This is a genomic window from Streptomyces sp. M-16, assembly GCF_052114405.1.
Taxonomy (GTDB): Bacteria; Actinomycetota; Actinomycetes; order Streptomycetales; family Streptomycetaceae; genus Streptomyces.
Genome location: NZ_JBFRER010000325.1, coordinates 1 through 573, shown reverse-complemented (window position 1 = coordinate 573; position 573 = coordinate 1). Strand labels below are relative to the sequence as shown.

The following is a 573-nucleotide window of genomic DNA, read 5'->3' as shown; positions in this document are numbered from 1 at the left end:
TCCGGGACCAGGGGCACGTGGTGAATCGCAAGCGTGTCGCTCGGATCATGCGGGAGCGTGAGAGCGTCGGGATAACTCGACGGAAGTCGCGGTCGCTGACGAGACAGGACCGTACGGCGCCGCCGGCGCCGGATCTGATTCTGCGGGACTTCACCGCGCCGCTGCCGGGTCTGAAGTTCGTCGGGGACATCACCTGCCTGCCGACGGCCGAGGGGTGGCTGTATCTGGCGACGGTGATCGATCTGTGCACGCGGGAGGTCGTGGGCTGGTCGATGGCCGACCACATRCGCACCGAGCTGGTCGCGGACGCCATCCGGATGGCCCACGCGGGTGGACATACGGCAGGAAACTCGATCTTTCACTCCGATCGCGGATCGCAGTATACGTCCCATCAATTCCGTGCCCTGCTGGGTGAGTTGGACATTCGACAGAGTGCCGGGCGCACCGGTTCGTGCTTCGACAACGCCGCCGCGGAGAGCTTCTTCGCCGTCCTGAAGGCAGAGATCGGTACGACCGTCTGGGAAACCCGGGCGCAGGCTCGGCAGGACGTTTTCCGGTGGATCGCGGAACATT

The 573-nt window shown here is 65.2% G+C and carries 1 protein-coding gene; it reads left to right on the top strand.

The features are described 5' to 3' along the window. Positions 1–17 precede the first annotated feature (17 nt). Positions 18–573 (top strand): IS3 family transposase (locus AB4039_RS42380; protein WP_442273329.1); only part of this gene is annotated, 556 nt, incomplete at its 3' end.